Below are 16,003 nucleotides of genomic sequence, written 5' to 3'. Positions count from 1 at the left end.
TTGTCAAACTCATTATCAATTCCCCGAAAGCGGGAAGGTGCTGCGCGCTTGGCGGGCAGCGTTGAAGGGGTTTGATGCAAAGCGATGTGGTGAACAGGGGGCTGTCCGAGCTGCGTCGCGTGCGCAGGCGCGGCCGTGGGCTTTATTGGGCGGTGGCCCTGTTCAGCCTTTTTGCCAATATGCTCATGCTCACCGGCCCGCTCTATATGTTGCAGGTCTATGACCGCGTGCTCGGCTCAGGGTCAGAGGAAACGCTGATCGCCCTCTCGGTCCTCGTCGTCTTTCTCTATGCGGTGATGGGGCTTTTGGATTACACGCGTGGCCGGATCATGGCGCGGGTGGGGGCACGGTTTCAATCCGATCTCGACCGGCGGGTCTTCGACGCGGTGGTGCGCAAATCCGCCGTGGCCCCGGATGTGAAAACCAACGCGGGCCTTGCCGATCTCGAAGCTGTGCAGCGCCTCATGACCTCCCCAGTGCTGATGGCCGCCTTTGACGCGCCATGGACGCCGATCTTCTTTGCCGCGATCTTTCTGTTCCACCCGATGCTGGGCTGGCTGGCCTTGGGCGGTGCCGCCGTGCTGGTGGCAATCGCGGTGGCCAATCAGATGCTGTCGCGCGAAAGCCAAGCCCGGGCTGGCGTCTCGGGGCAGGCGGCGGATGCCATGTCGGGCCAGATCAGGGTCGAGGCGGAGATGGTGCAGGCCATGGGCATGCGCGATGCTGCCTTTACCCGCTGGCAGCAGGCTCGGGGGCAGGCGCTGGCGCAGCAGGTGAAATCGACCGACGTGGGCGGCACTTTCACCGCGATGACCAAGACGCTGCGGCTGTTTCTGCAATCCGCCATGCTGGGCCTCGGCGCTTGGCTGGTCTTGAAAAACCAGATGACGCCGGGCGCGATGATCGCAGGCTCGATCCTCTTGGGCCGGGCGCTGGCGCCGGTGGAACTGGCGTTGAACCAATGGCCTGTGGTGCAGCGGGGCCGGGCCGGTTGGGCCAATCTGGCGCAGCTTCTGGGTGCGGTGGGGGAGGAGCCCGCGCGCACCGCCCTACCACAGCCAAAGGCAAAACTCGCCGCAAAGGCGCTGACGGTCGTGGCGCCGGGTGAGAAACAGGCGGCACTCAAGTCAATCAACTTCACCGTTGAGCCGGGGCAGGCGGTCGGCGTGATCGGCCCCTCGGGGGCGGGGAAGTCGACCTTGGCCCGCACGCTCACCGGGGTCTGGCCGCCTGCGGGCGGGTCTATCCGCCTCGACGGGGCCGCGCTTGAGCATTACGGGAGCGAGACCTTGGGGCGGCATATCGGATATCTGCCGCAGCGCGTTCAGCTGTTCGACGGCACCATTGCCGAGAATATCGCCCGGCTCTCCCCCAATCCTGACGACGCCAAAGTGGTCAAGGCGGCCAAGATGGCGGCGGCCCATGAGATGATCCTCGAATTCCCGCAAGGCTATGACACGCCCATCCGCGCGGGGCAGGTGCGGCTTTCGGGCGGGCAGATGCAGCGCATCGGGCTCGCGCGGGCGCTGTATGATGACCCGGTGATCGTCGTGCTGGATGAGCCGAACTCGAACCTCGACAATACCGGCTCTCAGGCGCTGAACCACGCGATCCGACAGATGAAGGCCAGCGGGCGGTCGGTGCTGATCATGGCGCATCGCCCGGCGGCCATTCAGGAATGCGACACGCTGCTGGTGCTGGATAACGGCATGCGCAAAGCCTTTGGCCCCAAGGATGAGGTGCTGGCCGGGATGGTGCAAAACCACCGCGAGATCCAGAAAGCGCCCGCACGCTCGGGGGGCGTGGTATGAACGCCCGTGACGACAAGCGCTGGTCGGCGAAGCGGCCCCTGATCCTTGGGTTCATCGGGCTGTTCCTGCTCTTCGGCGGTTTTGGCACATGGGCGGTGACCAGCCAAATCGCCGGGGCGGTCGTGGCCTCGGGCCGGATCGAAGTCGACCGCAACCGGCAGATCGTCCAGCATGAGACCGGCGGCGTGGTGGCCGACATCCTCGTGGATGAGGGCGACAACGTCGCCGCCGGGGATGTGCTGCTGCGGCTTGATGCGGAGCAGTTGACCTCGCAATTGGCCATTGTCGAAGGGCAGCTTTACGAGCTTATGGCCCGCCGGGGACGGCTAGAGGCGCAGCGCGACGAGGTCGAGACGGTCACATTTGACGAAGAGTTGCTGACCGCCGGGGCGACGAACCCTGACGTGCAGGAATTGGTGGACGGGCAGCGCAACCTCTTTGACGCGCGCCGCGTCAGCGTGGCGCAGGAGCTTGAGCAATTGGGCAAACGCCGGGCGCAGATCAACGCGCAAATCCGCGGGGTCGATGCGCAGGAGGCCGCGCTTTCGCGGCAGTTGGAGTTGATCGAAGAGGAATTGGCCAACCAACAATCGCTGCTGGACCGGGGCCTGACGCAGGCCTCTGCCGTGCTGACCCTCATGCGCGAACAGGCCCGCCTGCGCGGCCAGATCGGAGAGCTTTCGGCGCAAAAGGCCCAGTCGCAAGAGCGGGTGACAGAGATCGACATCGAACGGCTCAAACTGCGCTCGGCTGGGCGGGAAGAGGCGATCACCCAGCTGCGTGATCTACGCTACCGTGAGTTGGAGATGGCCGAGCAGCGCCGCGCGCTTAGGGCCGAGATCGACCGCCTTGATATCCGCGCGCCGGTGTCGGGGGTGATCTATGGCATGCAGGTGCAAACCCCGCGTTCCGTCGTGCGCGCGGCGGAGCCGCTGATGTATCTCGTCCCGCAGGACCGTCCGCTGATCATCGCCTCGCAGGTGCAGACCATTCATATCGATCAGGTCGCCGTGGGCCAAGAGGTGAACCTGCGTCTTTCGGCACTGAACCAGCGCACCACGCCGGAACTGGTGGGCAAGGTCTTGCAGGTCTCTGCCGACTCCATCGAGGATGACGCCACCGGTCAGAGCTATTACCGGGCCGAGATCGCGCTGAACCCCGGTGAGACGGATAAGCTGGAGGAGGGCACCATCCTCCTCCCCGGCATGCCGGTTGAGGCTTTCATCCGCACCGGTGAGCGCTCTCCCATGGCCTATTTGCTGAAACCGATGGCCGACTATTTCGCCCGCGCGTTCCGCGAAAGCTGAGGCGGGGCAGGTGGCAAAGGGGCTTTCCCTTGGCGCGGCGGGCGGTTAGCGTCCGCCCAGAACCGCAACCAAAGGAAGCCCGTCATGTCCCTGACCGCCCGCCTTGCCGATCTCGGCATCACCCTGCCCGACGCGCCCGCACCCGCCGCGAACTACGTGCCCTTCGTGGTCACCGGCAATACCGTCTATGTCTCGGGCCAGATCTCCAACGGGCCGGATGGGTTGATCACCGGGCGTTTGGGCGCCGATATGGATGTCGACGCCGGTGCCGCCGCCGCGCGCAGCTGTGCGCTGAGCCTTCTGGCGCAGGTCCGTGCCGCTTGTGATGGCGATCTGGACCGGCTCAAGCGGGTGGTGAAACTGACCGGCTTCGTGAACTCCACCGCCGATTTCACCGACCAGCCCAAGGTGATCAACGGCGCCTCCGATTTCATGGTCGAGGCGTTGGGCGACGCGGGCCGTCACGCCCGTTCGGCGGTTTCTGCCGCATCGCTGCCGCTGGGTGTCGCTGTCGAAATCGAAGGCATCTTTGAGATCGAATGACCCTTCCTGCCGTCTTTTTGAACATTCCGCTGGCGCATCGCGCGCTGCATGACCTCGCCGCTGGACGGCCCGAAAACAGCCGCGCCGCCGTGCGCGCGGCTGTCGATGCGGGGCTAGGCATCGAGATCGACCTGCAACTCAGCGCCGATGGCAAGCCGATGGTGTTCCACGATTACGGGTTAGAACGGCTGACGGAAGAGCAGGGGGCGGTTCGGCTGCGCGACGCAAGTGCCCTTGCCGCGATCCCGCTGAAGGGCGGCGATGAGGGCATCCCGACGCTTGAGGACATCCTCGACCTCGTTGCCGGGCGCGTGCCGCTCTTGGTGGAGTTCAAGGATCAGGACGGTGCCATGGGGCCGGATGTCGGTGCGCTTGAGGCCGCCGCGGCGGAACTGCTTGGCCGCTACCGGGGTGATCTGGCGGTCATGTCCTTCAACCCGCATTCGGTGCGTGCGCTGGCCCGGCTTTTGCCCGAAGTGCCGCGCGGCCTGACCACCAGCGCCTATCGCCCCGATGAATGGCCGCTGCCCGCCGCGACCTGCGACCGGCTGCGCGAAATTCCCGATTACGCCGACAGCGGGTCTTGTTTCATCAGCCATGAGGCCGACGATCTGAGCCGCTCCCGCGTGGCGGAACTCAAGGCTGAAGGGGCGGCGGTGCTCTGCTGGACGATCCGCAGTCAAGCGGAGGAAGAGATCGCGCGTAAGGTGGCACAGAACGTGACCTTTGAGGATTATCTGCCGCGCCCGCGCCCTTGATCTGCGAGGCCGAGGCCACACATAGGACCCAAGGCAGGCAAGGCTCAGATGAACGCGCAGGAAATCGAGATTACCGTGGTGCCGGAATTGGTGCAGATCGGCCAAGTGGATTGGGACGCCTGCGCCTGTCCCGAGGCCGAGGATGGGGGCCGTCCGCGCGACCCTTTCACCACCTATCGCTTCCTCTTGGCGCTTGAGCGCAGCGGCTCGGTCGGCCCCGGCACCGGTTGGCAGCCGCAGTATCTGGTGGCGCGGATCGCGGGCCAAGTGATTGCCGTCGCGCCGATGTATGCCAAATCGCACAGCCAAGGCGAATATATCTTCGACCACAATTGGGCCCATGCCTATGAGCGCGCGGGCGGGCGGTATTACCCCAAACTGCAGATCGCCGTGCCCCACACCCCCGCCACCGGACGGCGCTTTTTGGTGCGGCCCGAGTTTGAAGAGGCGGGCACCGCCGCGCTGGTTCAAGGCGCGGTGCAGCTGACCGATAACAACGCGCTGTCGTCGCTCCATGTGACCTTTTGCACCGAGCAGGAGGTCGCCCGGGCCGAAGCACTGGGCCTGATGAGCCGCAAAAGCCAGCAGTTTCACTGGCACAACCGCGACTATGCGGATTTCGACGGTTTCCTCGCCAGCCTGTCTTCGCGCAAGCGCAAGAACATCCGCAAGGAACGCGCACAGGCGCAGGATTTTGGCGGCACGATCCACACCTTCACCGGCGACCAGATCGCGCCCGAGCATTGGGATGCCTTTTGGCAGTTCTACCAAGACACCGGCGCGCGGAAATGGGGTTCGCCCTACCTCACGCGGGAATTCTTTGACCACGCGCAAGAAAACCTGCGCGACGATATCGCGCTGGTGCTGGCCGAACGTGACGGGCGTTGGGTTGCCGGGGCGCTGAACTTCATCGGGGCAGAGACGCTCTTTGGCCGCTACTGGGGCTGCACCGAGCATCACCCCTTTCTGCATTTCGAACTGTGCTATTATCGCGCCATGGATTTCGCCATTGCCCATGGGCTTGCCCGTGTCGAGGCGGGCGCGCAGGGCGAACACAAGCTCGCGCGGGGCTATCTGCCTTCGCCCACATGGTCGCTGCATTGGATGCGCGACCCGGGCTTTGCCGCCGCCGTGGGGGAGTATTTGCAGGCCGAACGCGACGCCGTGGACGAAGAGATCAGCGTGCTGACCGACTACGGCCCTTTCAAAAAGACGACGATCGAGGAACAAGAATGACCGAGAGATTAAGCATCGAAACCCGCAAGACCCTGCTTCAGCCGCTGTTCAATACGGGCTGGGAGATGGTGGAAGGCCGGGATGCGATCCACAAGACGTTCAAGTTCAGTGATTTCGTCGATGCCATTGGCTGGATGACAAGGGTAGCAATCTGGGCGGAAAAATGGAATCACCATCCGGAATGGAGCAACGTTTACAACCGGGTGGAGGTAACGTTGATCACCCATGACGTGGATGGGCTAAGCTCGCTCGACGCGAAATTGGCGCGTAAGATGGATGGTCTCTTTGGGGCCGGCAAAGACTGACGGAGAGACCGGATGCAAGATTTGTTTGAAACCGAGTTGTGGCAGGGCAAGACGATTGCCGATCTGCTGACGCTGGAGTTCCTTGCCAGTGCGGCAGGGTCGGTGATTGGCGCGATTGTCATTTTGCTGCTGGGGTGGATCATCTCCAGCTGGCTGCAGCACCGCGTTGAGAACCTTGGCAAGCGGCACAAGCACCTTGATGAGATGCTGTTTGAGTTTCTGGCCTCCATCGTGCGCTATGTGGTGTTGGGGTTCACTGTTCTGTTCGTGCTCAACACTTTCGGGGTTAAGACGACCTCGGTCGTGGCGGTCATTGGTGCCGCGGGTCTGGCGATTGGTCTGGCCCTGCAAGGCACCCTGTCGAACGTGGCCGCGGGCGTCATGCTGATCCTGTTCCGCCCTATCAAGATCGGCGATTTCGTTGTGATCGCGGGCGAGATGGGGACGATCAAACAGATCAATCTGAACTACACGGTTCTGGCCGATCTCAGCAATGTGCAGGTCATCGTGCCGAACTCTGAGGTTTGGGGCAATGTGATCACCAACTATTCGGTCAACCCGACGCGCCGGGCGGAGTGGACCTTTGGTGTGGGCTATGGCGCGAACCTCAAGACCGCCGAGGATATCATCCGCAGCACAATCATGTCGGATGAGCGCGCGGATACGGATCCCGAGCCCTTCATTCAGGTGAACAACCTCAACGACAGTTCGGTGGATTTCCTTGTCCGGGTCTGGTGCAGCGCGGACGATTACTTTGCCTTCAAGGCCGATATGACCCGTAAGGTCAAAGAGGCGCTGGATGAGGGCGGGGTGGATATTCCCTTCCCCACGCGCACGATCGTTCAGGCGGCGGAGTAAGGCGTCTGAAGGGCGTTGCCTGCTGAAACGAAGGGCATCGCCCTCCGGGGCGAGGGCGGGCGTTGCCCGGTGTGCCACCGGGCGGGTCGTTGGAAGGGCAGCGCCTGATCCGCTCAGCCGCTGCCCGTCACTTTACATATTATCCAGCAACGCTTCACCGCCGGAAATCTCGCAGGTGCCTGCGCTTTCTTCGGGCTGCCAGAGGGTGACCTTACCGTCCTCGACCAGCATCGCATAGCGTTTTGACCGGCCCACCAGCCCGGCGCCTTCGGCGTCGAACTCCATGCCGATGGCGCGGGTGAATGCGCTGCTGGCGTCGGCGAGCATGGTGATCCCGGCCTCGGTTGCGCCGGTCGCCTCGCCCCAAGCCTTCATCACGAAAGGATCGTTGCAGGAAATGCAGATCACCTCATCCACGCCCTTGGCGTCGAACTGATCTTTGGTGCGCACGAAGCTGGGCACATGGGCGGAGTGGCAAGTCGGCGTGAAGGCGCCCGGCACGGCAAAGATCACCACTTTGCGGCCTTTGACCTTGTCGGCCATCTGCACCGGCTCGGGCCCATCGGCGCCCATCTGAACCAGTTTCGCGTCCGGCAGCGTCGAACCTTGAGAAATCGTCATGGGATAGCCTCTCCTGTCATTGCGGTTGTCTTGGAGCCAGATATAGGCTTTGACCGCGACTGAGACCAGATCAATCGGGGGATGGCAGATGCAGCATGTGGTGGTGATCGGAGCCGGGCAGGCGGGGGCGTCATGCGTGGCGAAGCTGCGCAGCGGCGGGTTCGAGGGGAAAATCACCCTCATCGGCGCCGAGCCATGCCCCCCTTACCAGCGCCCGCCCCTGTCCAAAGGCTACCTGCTGGGGGAGATGAGCCAAGAGCGTCTCTTGCTCCGGCCCGAGGCATTCTACGCCGATCAGGGGATCACGTTGAAAACCGACTGCCGCGTCACGGCGATTGACCCAGAGGCGCGGGTGCTGAGCACCTCCGACGGCGCTGTCGCCTATGACGAACTGGTGCTCGCCACCGGCTCGACCCCGCGCCGCTTGCCCGCCGCGATCGGCGGGGCGCTGGAGGGTGTCTTTACCGTGCGCGATCTGGCGGATGTCGATGCCATGGCCCCGCGTTTCGTCAAGGGCGCGAAGGTGCTGATCGTCGGCGGCGGTTATATCGGGCTGGAGGCGGCGGCGGTCGCGGCCAAGCTGGGGCTTGAGGTCACGCTGGTGGAAATGGCCGACCGGATCCTGCAACGGGTCGCAGCGCCGGAGACCAGCGATTATTTCCGCGCCCTGCACGAAAGCCACGGCGTACGCCTGCGCGAAGGGGTGGGGCTGGAGCGGCTCTTGGGCGAGGGCCATGTCACCGGCGCACGGCTGAGCGACGGGACAGAGATCGCCGCCGATTTCGTCATCACTGGCGTCGGCATCGAGCCCGAGATCGCGCTGGCCGCCAGCGCGGGGGTCGAGATCGATAACGGCATCAAGGTCGACGCGCAGGGCCGCACGAACCGGCCCGGTATCTGGGCGGCGGGGGACTGCACCTCATTTCCCTATCGCGGCGGGCGCATCCGTCTGGAAAGCGTGCCAAACGCCATCGATCAGGCCGAGGTCGTGGCCGAAAACATCCTCGGCGCGGGCAAGGAATACATCGCCAAGCCGTGGTTCTGGTCAGATCAATATGACGTGAAGCTGCAAATCGCTGGGCTAAACGCAGGCTATGACCGCGTCGTCACCCGCCGGGGCGCGGGCAGCGCGTCCTTCTGGTATTACCGCGGTGAGACTTTGCTGGCCGTCGATGCGGCGAACGATCCACGCGGCTATATGGTCGGCAAACGGTTGATTGAGGCGGGCAAATCGCCCGATCCCGCCTTGGTTGCGGACCCTCAGACGGACCTCAAGGCGCTGCTGCGGGCATGAGGATCATCGCTGGGAAATACCGGGGCCGCCCGCTGGCCGCACTTGGCAAGGGCGACGCGGGGGCGCATCTGCGCCCGACCTCGGACCGGGTGCGCGAAAGCCTTTTTTCGATGCTGACCCATCACGACGTGATCGAAGGCGCGCGGGTGTTGGACCTCTTTGCCGGCACCGGCGCGCTTGGGTTCGAGGCGCTGTCGCGTGGCGCCGCGTCGGTTTCTTTCGTCGAGGATGGCCGCAGCGGGCAGCGGCTGATCGGGGAGAATATGCGCAAGCTGGACACGGTGGCGGACACGCAACTGCTGCGCCATGATGCCACGCGGCTGGGGCCGTGGACGCAGGCGGCTTTCGATCTGGTTTTTCTTGACCCGCCCTATGGCAAGTCCATGGGGCAAAAGGCGCTTGCCGCGGCGGCCGAAGGCGGCTGGCTCACCCCCGGGGCGATGGTCGTCTGGGAGGAAAGCGCTCCCATGCAGGCGCCTGAGGGATTCGCCCGGATCGACACGCGCAAATATGGCGATACCCATGTGACCCTGCTGGAAAGGGCCACCAACTAACGGGGTTCCCCAGGTTCAGCCCGCCTGAGGTTGTACCTTGTCTTTTCCGACAAAATAAGTCACCTATTGCCCGAAGGCCCGATACGCCCTGTGTCGGGACCATGGTGATTTTCAAGGAAGGACATCCGATGCGCCTCAAAGCGTCCACGGCCATTGCGCTGATCACATTCGCCGCCGCCCCGGCATTCGCCCAAGGCAAGGCCGAGGTGCTGGACACCTATGCCGACATCGCGCAGGCCGGATACGAAGACAGCCTGACCACCGCGCAGACCCTGCAAGCCGCCGTCGAGACGCTGATCGCCTCCCCCTCTGCCGAGGCGCTTCAGGCGGCGAAAACCGCATGGCTGGCCGCCCGCGTGCCCTACCAGCAGACCGAGGTGTTCCGCTTTGGCAATGCCATCGTCGATGATTGGGAAGGCAAGGTAAACGCATGGCCGCTGGACGAAGGTCTGATCGACTATGTTGACGCCTCCTATGGCGGTGAGACGGATGAGAACCAGCTGGCGGTTCTGAACGTCATCGCCAACCCGACATTCACGCTTGGCGGGGAAGAGGTGGACGCCACCGAGATCACGCCCGAACTGCTCGAAGGGCAGTTGCATGAGGCGGGCGCGGTCGAGGCCAATGTCGCCACCGGCTACCATGCCATCGAATTCCTGCTCTGGGGCCAAGACCTGAACGGCACCGACCACGGCGCGGGTGACCGTCCTTGGACCGATTACGCAGCGGGCGACGACTGCACCGGCGGCAATTGCGACCGCCGTGGGCAGTACCTCAAGGCCGCCACCGCTCTCTTGGTCAGCGATCTGGAATGGATGGCCGGGCAATGGGCCGAAGGCGGTGAGGCGCGCGCCGCCGTGCTGGCCGACGAAGACGCCGGGATCGACGCGATCCTGACTGGCATGGGCTCGCTCTCCTACGGCGAACAGGCGGGTGAGCGGATGAAGCTGGGCGTCATGTTGAACGACCCCGAGGAAGAGCATGATTGCTTCTCGGACAACACCCACAACAGCCACTACTACGACGGTCTGGGCGTGCGTAACGTCTATCTGGGCGAATACCTGCGCGTCGATGGGCGTGTGGTCTCGGGCGCGTCGCTGTCCGATCTGGTGGCCAGTGCCGATGCCAGCGTCGACGAAGACCTGCGCGCCAAGCTGAACGCCTCCATGGTGGAGCTGGGCCAGATCAAAACCGCGGCCGAAGCGGGTTTCAGCTATGACATGATGCTTGAGCGCGGCAATGCCGAAGGCGAGGCGCTGATCATGGGCGCGGTCGACGCGCTGGTGAACCAGACCCGCGCCATAGAGCGCGCGGTGACGGCTCTGGGCGGTGATGAGATCGCCTTTGAAGGCTCCGACAGCCTCGACGCGCCGGAGGCCGTCTTCCAGTAATCCTAAACTATCCCCCGGGGCGCGCTGTCGCGGCCCGGGGCCAGCCAAGGAATACGCAACACCATGATTGTTTGTCATTGTCAGAACATCACCGATCGCGACATCAACAATGCCATCGACTGGATGCGCGCCTCGGACGCGCGCACGGTTATTACTGCCGGCAAAGTATACCGCGCCTTGGGCAAAGCGGCCGATTGTGGGGGCTGCATGCCTCTGTTCTTGTCTACCATGCGCGGAAATGGCAACTTTTCCGTGCCGGTGCTGACAACCACTCTATGTCAGGCAAAACCAAACAAGGAGACAGGTTCATGAAGGGCGACGACAAGGTCATTGAATATCTCAACGCTGCATTGCGCAGCGAATTGACGGCGGTCAGCCAGTATTGGCTGCATTACCGCCTGCAAGAAGACTGGGGCTATGGTCGGCTTGCCGATAAATCGCGCGAGGAAAGCATCGAAGAGATGAACCACGCCGACAAGCTGATCGAACGGATCATCTTCCTCGAAGGGCATCCCAACCTGCAAAAGCTGGACGCGCTGCGCATCGGTGAAACGGTCAAGGAATGTCTGGAGGCCGATCTCGCCGCCGAGCATGAGGCCCGCACCCTCTATATCGAAGCGCGCAATCACTGCGATCAGGTGGGCGACTATGTCTCGAAGAACCTGTTCGAAGAATTGATCGCCGATGAGGAAGGGCATATCGACTTCCTCGAAACCCAACTGGCGCTTCAGGCGGAACTGGGCGAGGCCGTCTATGGCCAGCTTCAGGCCAAGCCGACAGACGACAGCAAGTAACCGCGACAGGCAGGCCCGGTTTCGGGCCTGCCGCTTATCCAAGGCATTCCCCATGCGATTCCTCATTCCGATGCTCACGGTGGCCGCCGCGGGTATGGCCGCCGCCGCCCCGCAAGCACTGGAGGAGCCGCATCTCAAGGTGATCCCCCGCACCGCAGAAGAGGCCGCCCGGATCGCCAAGGTCACCGCCCCCGCGACCGAATTCGACAAGCCCGAACCCTTTGAAACGAACCCCGCAGGGGCCGCCACGGTCAGCCCGCGCGGCAATGCCGATGCGTTTTCGCTGCCCTCGGGCAACATTCCCTTTGAGCGTGAGTTGGACTTCAAGGTCGGCAACGGGCTATTCAAAAAGCTCTGGGTCTCTTCCCCCTCGTCGACGCTGGCCTCTGACGGGCTGGGGCCGCTCTTCAACGCGCGTTCCTGCCAGCGCTGCCACCTGAAAGACGGGCGCGGCCATCCGCCCGAGGGGCCTCAGGATGACGCGGTGTCGATGTTCCTGCGCATTTCGGTCCCCACGCCCCCCGAAGAGGCGATGAGCGAGATCGAGGCCTTCCTACTCTCGGTCGGCGACAAGACCCCGCGCACGCGGCCCGATCCGGTCTATGGCGGGCAATTGCAGGATTTCGGGGTGGCGGGCCATCCGGCGGAATACCGTCTCGGCGTGCGTTATGAAGAGGTGGAAGTCGCGCTCTCGGAGGGGGAGACCGCCAGCCTGCGCCGCCCGACCTACAGTGCCGAAGACCTCGGCTATGGCCCCTTGGCCGAGGGTGCGATGCTCAGCCCCCGCGTCGCCCCGCCGATGATCGGGCTTGGCCTGCTAGAGGCGATCCCGGCGGCAGATATCTTGGCGCTGGCCGACCCGGAGGACGCCGATGGCGATGGCATCTCGGGCCGGGCGCAGATCGTCTGGTCCTTTGAACATGCGCGTCCGATGCTGGGCCGTTTCGGCTGGAAAGCCGGGGCGCCGACGATCCGCGAACAGTCCGCCAGCGCCTTTGCAGGCGACATTGGCATTTCCTCCCCCATTTTCGACGCGGCATGGGGCGATTGCACGGCAGAGCAGACCGCCTGCCGCGCGGCACCCCATGGGGATGGTGACGACCGTGGCACCGAGATCGACGCCGAAGGGCTGGATCTGGTGACCTTCTACAGCCGCAACCTTGCTGTGCCCGCCCGCCGTGATGTCGGCGCGCCTGAGGTGCTGCGCGGCAAGGCGGTGTTCCATGAGGTCGGCTGCACCTCCTGCCACCAGCCGAAATTCGTGACCGAACGGTTGGAGGACCAGCCCGAACAGAGCTTTCAGCTGATCTGGCCGATGACCGACCTTTTGCTGCATGATATGGGCGAAGGGCTGGCCGACAACCGCCCCGAGGGCCGCGCGAACGGGCGCGAATGGCGCACCGCGCCGCTCTGGGGCATCGGCTTGACCGAGCAGGTCAACGGCCATACCCAATTCCTGCACGATGGGCGGGCGCGGTCGCTGCTCGAAGCGGTGCTCTGGCACGGCGGCGAAGCCCAGCCCGCCCGAGATGCCGTGGTCGACATGCCCAAAGCCGACCGTGACGCCCTGATCCGCTATCTGGAGAGCCTCTGATGCGCAGCCTGCTGACCGCCACCTTCCTTCTGACTGCCGCCCCCGCCCTCGCCGGGGTGGAGGAGGTGATCCAAGATCACGCGCTGCCCGGCACCGCCCGTTTCGCCTCGGCCACGGCGGCGCTTGATACGGCGGCGCAGGCCGATTGCACCGATGCCGCCCTGCGCCCGGCCTATCAGGAGGCTTTCGACGCATGGCTCGGCATCGCGCATTTGACCCTTGGACCGCTAGAGGAAGACGGGCGCGGGCTGGCCATCGCCTTCTGGCCCGACACGCGCGGCATGGTGGGGCGCAGCGTGGCGCGGATGGTGGCCGACGAAGACCCGATCGCGACAAGCGGTGATTACGCCGAAGTCTCCATCGCCGCGCGCGGGCTCTTTGCACTGGAACGGCTGCTTTATGACGAGGATTTCGCGGGCTACGAGGCTGACAGCTATAGCTGCGCACTGGCCCGCGCGATGGCGGCCGATCTGGCGGAACTGGGGCGGGATGTCGACACCGCATGGCGTGAGGACTTCGCGACCACGCTCCGCAGCGCAGGGGAGGCGGGCAATGACCGTTTCCTCAGCCCGCGCGAGGCGTCTCAGGCGCTTTACACCGCCCTCGCCACCGGGCTGGACTTCGTCGCCGACCAACGTCTGGGCCGCCCGATGGGCAGTTTCGACGCCCCCAAACCGCAGGTGGCCGAGGCGCGCCGTTCGGGCCGCAGCCTGCGCAATGTGGTCCTGTCGCTCGAAGCATTGCATGGTCTGGCCGACACGCTGTCGGACGCGCCCACCCCCAAGACCGATGCCGCATTCGACCGCGCCTTGAGCGCCGCGCGTGCGTTGGAAGACCCCGTTTTTGCCGGGGTGGCCGATCCGATCAGCCGTATCCGGGTCGAGGCGCTGCAAAACGATGTGCGGGCTATTGCCGAGGCCGTGAGTGCTGAGATCGCCCCGGCGCTTGGCGTTTCGGTCGGGTTCAACTCGGCGGACGGTGATTGATGCCCTCGCGCCGCCAATTCCTTGCGGGTCTCGCCGCCGCGACGAGCTTACCAGCGATTGGCTGGGCCGCCGCCGGCAGCCCTGCCTACCTTGCCGCAGCGCGCGACCCTTCGGGGGCCTATGCGCTTTTCGGGCTGGATGGGACCGGCCACGACATTTTTCGCATTCCGCTGCCCGACCGGGGCCATGCCGCTGCCGCCCATCCCACCGCGCCCGAGGCGGTCGCCTTTGCCCGCCGTCCGGGCCGGTTCGCGCTGGTGATCGACTGCGAGAAGGGCCGTGTGGCCCACAGGCTCGACGCGCCGGAGGGGCGGCATTTCTACGGACATGGGGCGTTTTTGCAAGGCGGGGCCATCCTCGCCACCAGCGAGAATGAGATCGACAGCGGCGAAGGGCGCATCGGCCTGTGGTCCCGCGCCAAGGGCTATGCCCGGATCGGAGAGATCGCCTCGGGCGGGGTCGGCCCCCATGAAATTCGCCGCTGGTCTGAGGGTGTGCTGGTCGTGGCCAATGGAGGCATCCGAACCCATCCCGACAGCGGGCGGGAAAAGTTGAACATCGACGTCATGCGGCCCAATCTGTCTTATATCAGCCTCGCGGGCGAAGTGCTGGAGCAGGTTTCGCTGCCTGATGACCTGCATAAGAATTCGATCCGTCATCTGGCCTTGGCACCGGACGGGCAGGTGGCTTTTGCGATGCAGTGGCAGGGGGAGCCGGGCGACGGCGTGCCGCTGCTGGGGCTGCATCGTCGCGGGGAAGACCCGATCTTGGCCGAGGCCGATCTGGCCGAGCAAATTGCGATGCAGGGCTACGCGGGCAGCGTGGCATTTGCCGCCGATGGCGGGACGGTCGGGATCACGTCACCGCGCGGCGGGCGGCTGCATGTCTTTGACAACAAAGGTTCTTTCCTCGCCAGCCATCGCCGCGCGGATGTCTGCGGGCTGGCACCGGGCCGGGGCGGCTTCGTCGCTACGGATGGGCTGGGCGGTATCCTGTCGCTGCAAGAGGCCACGCTGTCGCGGCTGACCACGGCCAAACGGGCGTGGGACAACCATTTGGTTGCCATCGACGCATAGGCGGGCGGGGGGCCGTGGCCCCGCCGCATTTAGTCAGTCTTGTAGGTCGGGTGGAACAAACCGCCGGGCGAGAGGGTGAAGATCTCCACCCCGTCTTCGGTCACGCCGACCGAATGTTCGAACTGTGCCGAGAGGGATTTGTCGCGGGTGACGGCGGTCCAATCGTCGGCGAGGGTCTTAGTCTCGGCCCGGCCAAGGTTCACCATCGGCTCGATGGTAAAGAACATGCCCGGCTCAAGCACAGCACCGGTGCCGGGGCGGCCATAGTGCAGCACGTTGGGTGGCGCGTGAAAGACCTGCCCCAGACCGTGACCGCAGAAGTCGGTCACGACCGACATGCGGTGGCCTTCGACAAATGTCTGGATGGCATGGCCGATGTCGCCAAAGGTGTTGCCCGGCTTCACCGCGTCGATCCCGCGCATCAGGCTGTCGTGGGTCACGTTGATCAGCCGCTCGGCCTTGCGCGACAGTTTGCCCGCTACATACATGCGGCTGGTGTCGCCGAACCAGCCATCGACGATGACGGTCACGTCGATGTTCAGGATGTCGCCGTCTTTCAGCTTCTTGTCGCTGGGGATCCCGTGGCAGACCACATGGTTCACCGAGATGCAGCTGGCGTGTTTGTAGCCCTTGTAGCCGATGGTGGCGGATTTCGCCCCGGCGGCGTTGACCTTCTCTTCGATCAGGCGGTCCAACTCTCCGGTGGTTTGACCGGGGAAGACATGCTCTGCGATCTCGTCGAGTATGGTGGCGGCGAGACGGCCCGCTGCCTGCATCCCGGCATGATCGGAAGGCTCGTAAATGCGAATGCCGTCGCGCGTCTGGCGGCCTCGGTGTGCGTTGTTCACCGCTCTCTCCATGCTTGTGTTCGCTCC

At 64.5% G+C, this 16,003-nt stretch carries 17 protein-coding genes; 15 read left to right on the top strand and 2 right to left on the bottom strand.

Annotated features, from left to right (window positions below; translation table 11 throughout):
* The first annotated feature begins 74 nt into the window (after positions 1–74).
* From J7392_RS16335 to J7392_RS16305, 7 genes are all read left to right on the top strand, one after another.
* Positions 75–1,811 (top strand): type I secretion system permease/ATPase, encoded by a 1,737-nt coding sequence (locus J7392_RS16335; protein ID WP_209218520.1) that lies wholly within the window; start codon positions 75–77, stop codon positions 1,809–1,811.
* Positions 1,808–3,118, top strand: a complete 1,311-nt coding sequence (locus tag J7392_RS16330) for an HlyD family type I secretion periplasmic adaptor subunit (protein WP_209218519.1) — start codon at positions 1,808–1,810, stop codon at positions 3,116–3,118. Before J7392_RS16335 ends, J7392_RS16330 begins: the two co-directional genes overlap by 4 nt.
* Positions 3,119–3,202: 84 nt before the next feature.
* The gene (locus J7392_RS16325) at positions 3,203–3,661 is read left to right on the top strand and encodes a RidA family protein (RefSeq protein ID WP_209218518.1); all 459 of its coding nucleotides are present in this window, start codon (positions 3,203–3,205) and stop codon (positions 3,659–3,661) included.
* On the top strand, positions 3,658–4,419 hold the full coding sequence (locus tag J7392_RS16320) for a glycerophosphodiester phosphodiesterase family protein (RefSeq protein WP_209218517.1): 762 nt from the start codon (positions 3,658–3,660) through the stop codon (positions 4,417–4,419). Before J7392_RS16325 ends, J7392_RS16320 begins: the two co-directional genes overlap by 4 nt.
* Before the next feature lie 48 nt (positions 4,420–4,467).
* Entirely contained in the window at positions 4,468–5,655 is a 1,188-nt protein-coding gene (locus tag J7392_RS16315; RefSeq protein ID WP_209218516.1) for a GNAT family N-acetyltransferase, read from the top strand.
* Positions 5,652–5,960, top strand: a complete 309-nt coding sequence (locus tag J7392_RS16310) for a 4a-hydroxytetrahydrobiopterin dehydratase (RefSeq protein WP_209218515.1) — start codon at positions 5,652–5,654, stop codon at positions 5,958–5,960. The genes J7392_RS16315 and J7392_RS16310 overlap by 4 nt, the downstream gene beginning before the upstream one ends.
* A gap of 12 nt (positions 5,961–5,972) precedes the next feature.
* Complete coding sequence (locus J7392_RS16305) at positions 5,973–6,818, top strand: mechanosensitive ion channel domain-containing protein (protein WP_209218514.1); 846 nt, start codon at positions 5,973–5,975, stop codon at positions 6,816–6,818.
* Positions 6,819–6,950: 132 nt separating this feature from the next.
* On the opposite strand, the gene J7392_RS16300 is transcribed toward J7392_RS16305, so the two are convergent.
* Positions 6,951–7,439 (bottom strand): peroxiredoxin, encoded by a 489-nt coding sequence (locus J7392_RS16300; RefSeq protein ID WP_209218513.1) that lies wholly within the window; start codon positions 7,437–7,439, stop codon positions 6,951–6,953.
* An 88-nt stretch (positions 7,440–7,527) separates the two neighbouring features.
* Here J7392_RS16300 and J7392_RS16295 point away from each other — a divergent pair, with 88 nt between their 5' ends.
* The 8 genes from J7392_RS16295 to J7392_RS16260 all read left to right on the top strand — a co-directional run bounded on the left by J7392_RS16295 (position 7,528) and on the right by J7392_RS16260 (position 15,128).
* The gene (locus J7392_RS16295; RefSeq protein ID WP_209218512.1) at positions 7,528–8,733 is read left to right on the top strand and encodes an FAD/NAD(P)-binding oxidoreductase; all 1,206 of its coding nucleotides are present in this window, start codon (positions 7,528–7,530) and stop codon (positions 8,731–8,733) included.
* Complete coding sequence (rsmD, locus tag J7392_RS16290; protein ID WP_209218511.1) at positions 8,730–9,287, top strand: 16S rRNA (guanine(966)-N(2))-methyltransferase RsmD; 558 nt, start codon at positions 8,730–8,732, stop codon at positions 9,285–9,287. Before J7392_RS16295 ends, rsmD begins: the two co-directional genes overlap by 4 nt.
* A 128-nt stretch (positions 9,288–9,415) precedes the next feature.
* Complete coding sequence (locus tag J7392_RS16285) at positions 9,416–10,678, top strand: imelysin family protein (RefSeq protein ID WP_209218510.1); 1,263 nt, start codon at positions 9,416–9,418, stop codon at positions 10,676–10,678.
* Positions 10,679–10,741: 63 nt separating this feature from the next.
* Positions 10,742–10,990 (top strand): (2Fe-2S)-binding protein, encoded by a 249-nt coding sequence (locus J7392_RS16280; protein WP_067266845.1) that lies wholly within the window; start codon positions 10,742–10,744, stop codon positions 10,988–10,990.
* On the top strand, positions 10,987–11,472 hold the full coding sequence (gene bfr / locus J7392_RS16275) for a bacterioferritin (protein ID WP_136720255.1): 486 nt from the start codon (positions 10,987–10,989) through the stop codon (positions 11,470–11,472). The genes J7392_RS16280 and bfr overlap by 4 nt, the downstream gene beginning before the upstream one ends.
* A 70-nt stretch (positions 11,473–11,542) precedes the next feature.
* A complete protein-coding gene (locus J7392_RS16270) occupies positions 11,543–13,066 on the top strand; it encodes a di-heme oxidoredictase family protein (RefSeq protein ID WP_247744615.1) in 1,524 nt (507 codons plus the stop codon).
* Positions 13,066–14,052: an imelysin family protein gene (locus J7392_RS16265; RefSeq protein WP_209218508.1), complete on the top strand. Its 987-nt coding sequence runs from the start codon at positions 13,066–13,068 to the stop codon at positions 14,050–14,052. Before J7392_RS16270 ends, J7392_RS16265 begins: the two co-directional genes overlap by 1 nt.
* Positions 14,052–15,128 (top strand): DUF1513 domain-containing protein, encoded by a 1,077-nt coding sequence (locus tag J7392_RS16260; protein ID WP_209218507.1) that lies wholly within the window; start codon positions 14,052–14,054, stop codon positions 15,126–15,128. The genes J7392_RS16265 and J7392_RS16260 overlap by 1 nt, the downstream gene beginning before the upstream one ends.
* A 29-nt stretch (positions 15,129–15,157) precedes the next feature.
* Here the strand turns inward: J7392_RS16260 and map are convergent, their stop codons facing one another.
* Entirely contained in the window at positions 15,158–15,988 is an 831-nt protein-coding gene (gene map, locus J7392_RS16255) for a type I methionyl aminopeptidase (protein ID WP_067262503.1), read from the bottom strand.
* Positions 15,989–16,003 lie beyond the last annotated feature (15 nt).

Origin of the sequence: Sulfitobacter sp. R18_1, from assembly GCF_017743915.1 — a bacterium.
In the GTDB taxonomy this organism is placed as follows: Bacteria; Pseudomonadota; Alphaproteobacteria; order Rhodobacterales; family Rhodobacteraceae; genus Sulfitobacter; species Sulfitobacter faviae.
Note: the sequence above shows the minus strand (reverse complement) of the source record. Positions and strands in the feature narration are given on the sequence as shown.